We start from the raw sequence: 4,295 nt of genomic DNA, 5'->3' as shown, positions 1-4,295 counted from the left end.
AACAATGAACAATGAACAATGAACAATGAACAATGAACAATGAACAATGAACAATTAACAATGAACAATTAACAATGAGCAATTAACAAATAGTCTGTTATTTACAGCGCTTTGGGCTGTTATGAGGGACGCTGATCCCAAGTTTGCTTGAAAGTGCATTCCTATAAAAAGCCTGGAAAATAGGCATTATAGCGTGAAAAATGGTTTTCCTATTCCCCATTCCCCATTCCCCTATCCCCCTATCCCCCCATCCCCTATCCCCTTGCCTAAACAACGACTCGATCTTTTACTGGTAGAACGGTCTCTGTGTGATTCTCGACAACTGGCCCAGCGCTTGATCCGGGCGGGTGAGGTGATGGTCGAGCGGGTGGTGATAGATAAGCCGGGGACTTTGATTTCTACAGAGGCAGCGATCGCCGTGAAGGAGCGATCGCCTTTTGTCTCTAGAGGCGGTGAAAAATTGGCCCATGCTCTTGAGCATTTTGACTTAACTGTTGCGGATCGAATTGCCCTCGATGGAGGCATTTCTACCGGAGGGTTTACGGACTGTTTGCTACAAAATGGAGTAAAACAGGTGTATGGGGTAGATGTGGGCTATGGTCAAGTTGATTGGCGCATCCGCACGGATTCGAGGGTGATTTTGAAAGAACGCACCAATTTACGCTATTTAAGTGCCGAAGCGCTATATAATGGGGGTGAACCCGCAAATTTAGCGGTAGTTGATGTTTCGTTTATTTCATTAGCCAAGGTCTTACCGGCACTATGGGCGCTGTTAGCTCCTCCCAGGGAGTTAGTCGCGTTAGTGAAGCCTCAGTTTGAGGTGGGGCGATCGCGGGTGGGGAAAAAGGGAGTCGTCCGCGATCCCAAAGACCATAGCCAGGCGATCGCCACAGTTTACGAGAGCGCACAGAGTCTAGGATGGTTTTATCGAGGCTTAACCCATTCTCCCATTACCGGGCCAGCCGGAAATATTGAATATCTGCTTTGGTTAGAGATGTCTTCAGGCAATGGCGATCGCTCTGGGGTACTCACTTTATCTATGATTGATGAATGCACCCTAGCGGCAAAACAGTCTTTCTGAGGTTTAATATTTAACGTTAAACGTTTAACTTTTGACTTTTAAACCCCACTCCCATGGATCGGTTGAAACTTATTTTCCGCATTGTTCTCTACATCCTGATCATTCCTTTAGTGGTCAGTTTAGTCGTCCTAAGCAAATTACTCTTTATTTTTCTGGCCGATCACCATTTATATTCTTTACCCATTATTGGCGATATTTTTCGCATGTTAGACTTGAGCGAACTGTCTAACTTAATCTCCTTTGCCATTTTGGGCTTAGGGTTTGGACTCTCTACGGTGTTTTTGCCCCCTCGTATTCGCAAGCAAGTCAGTCTTGTCCTACTGATTCCCACCGTTCCCTTTATTCTCAGCATTCCCACCGTAGTGCGCTATAACAACTGGCTGAATGATATTGCCGAAAACACCCAGTTATCCTCTGGGGAAATTGTGCAAAAAACTGACGAATTTCTAGAAGAGAAAACCGGAAAAACCGGCATGTTGGGCTTTTATTTCTATACCGCTAAATTTCCCATCCTACCGACTCAATTGGATCGCCTGAATCAGTTAGAAGCCGAAGACAACCGCTTAAAATCCATGTTATCCACTTTTTTAGGCGATCGCGCCCAATGGCTAGATTGGGTGTTTGCCTTTCAAGGCTGGTTATTGCGAGTCGTCTATGGAGCGATCGCGATCGTTACCACCCTAATCCATTTCCAAGAAGGCACTCAACAACTCGAACGTTTGTTTAGTCGTAAATCCCCAAAACAGCAGAAGAGGGAATAGGAATCAGTCTACAAGATTTGGGTATACAGCAGTTTTCGCTTTAGAAAAAGTTGAAGAATTTAGCCAGAGACATAAGTGGAATCACTTAACAGAAACAGACCGAGGGGCGATCGCTCAATCTTTAGCCAGTTTACCCCACACTCTCCCCGCCGAAAACCACTTAACCAAACGGTTTGACCTGCTCTGTGTCAAGTTGCAGTTAGCCATCTTGAAGCAAACCAGCGACTTTGAGACATTGAGGGATAAGGTGAGAGATTTAGGCAGCAACTTAGGACAAAAAGCGAACATCCCCATGGTAGCCCAGAAACTCGAATTAATTACCGACATCCAACAAGAAGAATGGTGGCGCGACGCAACTCCGGAGAGTATCGAGAGTCTGCGCTGCGACCTCCGGGAGTTGGTTAAATTTGTCGATCGGAGCCACCAAGAAATCGTTTATACCGACTTCACCGACGAACTGGGAGAGTTGCGCGAGGCAGAAGTACCCACCACCACCCCAGCCTTCAGTCGCGAACAGTATCGCAAAAAAGTAGAAACCTACCTCCGCAGCAACTCCAATCATGTCGCCATTGCCAAATTAAAGCGCAATTTACCCCTAACCGATGAAGACTTAACGGAGTTAGAAAAGATGTTATTTGAGAGCGAAGCCGTAGAGAATCGCGACAAATTCGAGGAAGTTTACGGCAAAGAAACCAGCTTAAAGTTATTTGTCAGAAAAATAGTCGGCTTAGACAGAAAGGCAGCAAAAGAAGCATTTAGCCAGTATTTAGATACGAATAATTTTAGTGCCAACCAAATCCGATTTATTGAGAACATCATCGATTATTTAACCCAAAACGGCGTAATGTCACCAGGATTATTATACGAACCCCCATTTACCAACTGGCACAGCGACGGGCTAGATGGAGTGTTTGCAGACAGCGACGTGGATGATATTCTTGAAATCCTAACCGAGTTTGAGACCAGAGCCAGCTAATATTATTCATCAGTCCTGTGTATTAAATCTCATCTCCTGAAAATGTCTCAAGCCGATCGCCCATCGGGAAAACCCAGCGCCATCAATATTGTCTTTGTCGGTTTCATTGCTGTTGCCATTCTCTTTGCTGGTTATACCGGCACAATGGAACAGGTGACTGAAGCCAGTTTTGACTCTGCCAAAACCGCCGTCAATCTGGCGATTGATTTAATTGGCGTGATGGCACTTTGGCTGGGTTTAGTGCGAGTCCTGGAAGCCGGAGGACTCATGTATACTCTGGCGAATCTCCTCAAACCCTTGATGGTTAAGCTGTTTCCTGATGTACCACCTACCCATCCAGCCATGGGAGCCATGATCCTCAATATTTCTGCGAATATGCTGGGGTTGGGAAATGCAGCGACTCCTTTTGGCATCAAGGCAATGGTTGAACTCAACAAGCTCAATCCCCTCAAGGGAACGGCAACCAATGCCATGTGCTTGTTTCTGGCCATCAATACCTCCAGCGTTGTGCTATTTCCCTTGGGAGTCATCGGTGTCAGAGCAGCCGCTAATAGTAGTAATCCGGCTGCGATTTTCCTGCCTACCTTATTAGCAACCCTTTGTTCTACCGTGGTCGGAGTTTCGGTTGCGTCTTGGTTGGGTAGAAGAGATTCTAGATCCCAGGAGGTTGAGTCTATCAACGAGCCATCCCCAGAGGACTTGGAGAGAGAGAGCGGCGATAATCCAGTTGAAGAAGCCGATTATTCTCACCTTCTCTATCCCACGGGTAGGATTTCTCAAATGATTGTTGGGTTATTTGCGATCGCCTTTGTCGGCACACTAGTCTATGGTGTAATTCGCAGTGAAAATCTAGGGGATTTCTTTAACCCAGATTTCATTTCTCATTGGCTGATGCCGATCTTAATCTTCCTGATTATTATCTACGGGGTCGGGCGAGGAGTAAAAGTTTATGAAGCCGTTACCGAAGGAGCCAAGCAGGGTTTTGAGATTGCGATTCGGATTATTCCCTTTTTAGTTGCCATTTTAGTGGCGATCGGGATGTTTCGCGCTTCTGGGGCGATGGAAATCGTCACGAATTTACTCAGTCCCATAACCAATTTAATCGGAATGCCTGCGGAAGTCTTACCGATGGCACTCCTGCGCCCCCTTTCGGGTGGTGGGTCTTTTGGCATCATGAGCGAGATCATTGAGCGATCGCCGGATTCCTATAGCGCCTTTGTTGCGTCTACGATGATGGGGAGTACGGACACCACGTTTTATGTTCTGGCCGTATATTTTGGGGCAGTTGGTATTACCCGCATTCGCCATGCTCTAGCAGCCGGACTGCTTGCGGATGCGACGGGAATTATAGCAGCTTGTATCTTTTCTAGTTTATTTTGGGTGGGTTAACCTTTCCCGCTTCTTCAAAAAAACCTAATTATCGGATATAGCGCTTTCCGCTTCGCGGACATGAACGCGCTAGGGAATAGGGAATAGG

General features: G+C 46.4%; 4 protein-coding genes. All 4 read left to right on the top strand.

Features of this window, described 5'->3' with window-relative positions:
• The first annotated feature begins 262 nt into the window (after positions 1 to 262).
• Positions 263 to 1,081 (top strand): TlyA family RNA methyltransferase, encoded by an 819-nt coding sequence (locus tag PMG25_RS04155; protein WP_347178741.1) that lies wholly within the window; start codon positions 263 to 265, stop codon positions 1,079 to 1,081.
• 53 nt (positions 1,082 to 1,134) lie between these two features.
• Positions 1,135 to 1,842 carry a hypothetical protein gene (locus PMG25_RS04150; RefSeq protein ID WP_283765650.1) on the top strand — a complete coding sequence of 236 codons (708 nt, stop codon included), beginning with the start codon at positions 1,135 to 1,137 and terminating at the stop codon, positions 1,840 to 1,842.
• Between the two features lie 208 nt (positions 1,843 to 2,050).
• A complete protein-coding gene (locus tag PMG25_RS04145; protein ID WP_283765649.1) occupies positions 2,051 to 2,818 on the top strand; it encodes a type I restriction-modification enzyme R subunit C-terminal domain-containing protein in 768 nt (255 codons plus the stop codon).
• A 42-nt stretch (positions 2,819 to 2,860) separates the two neighbouring features.
• Positions 2,861 to 4,207: a nucleoside recognition domain-containing protein gene (locus tag PMG25_RS04140; RefSeq protein WP_283765648.1), complete on the top strand. Its 1,347-nt coding sequence runs from the start codon at positions 2,861 to 2,863 to the stop codon at positions 4,205 to 4,207.
• Positions 4,208 to 4,295 lie beyond the last annotated feature (88 nt).

The sequence above is a fragment of the Roseofilum capinflatum BLCC-M114 genome (genome assembly GCF_030068505.1).
Lineage (GTDB): Bacteria > Cyanobacteriota > Cyanobacteriia > Cyanobacteriales > Desertifilaceae > Roseofilum > Roseofilum capinflatum.
Note: the sequence above shows the minus strand (reverse complement) of the source record. Positions and strands in the feature narration are given on the sequence as shown.

Bases quoted from the DNA above. Each gene is read 5' to 3' on its own strand.
- PMG25_RS04150 (WP_283765650.1), top strand. From the start codon at position 1,135: ATGGATCGGTTGAAACTTATTTTCCGCATTGTTCTCTACATCCTGATC.
- PMG25_RS04140 (WP_283765648.1), top strand. From the start codon at position 2,861: ATGTCTCAAGCCGATCGCCCATCGGGAAAACCCAGCGCCATCAATATT.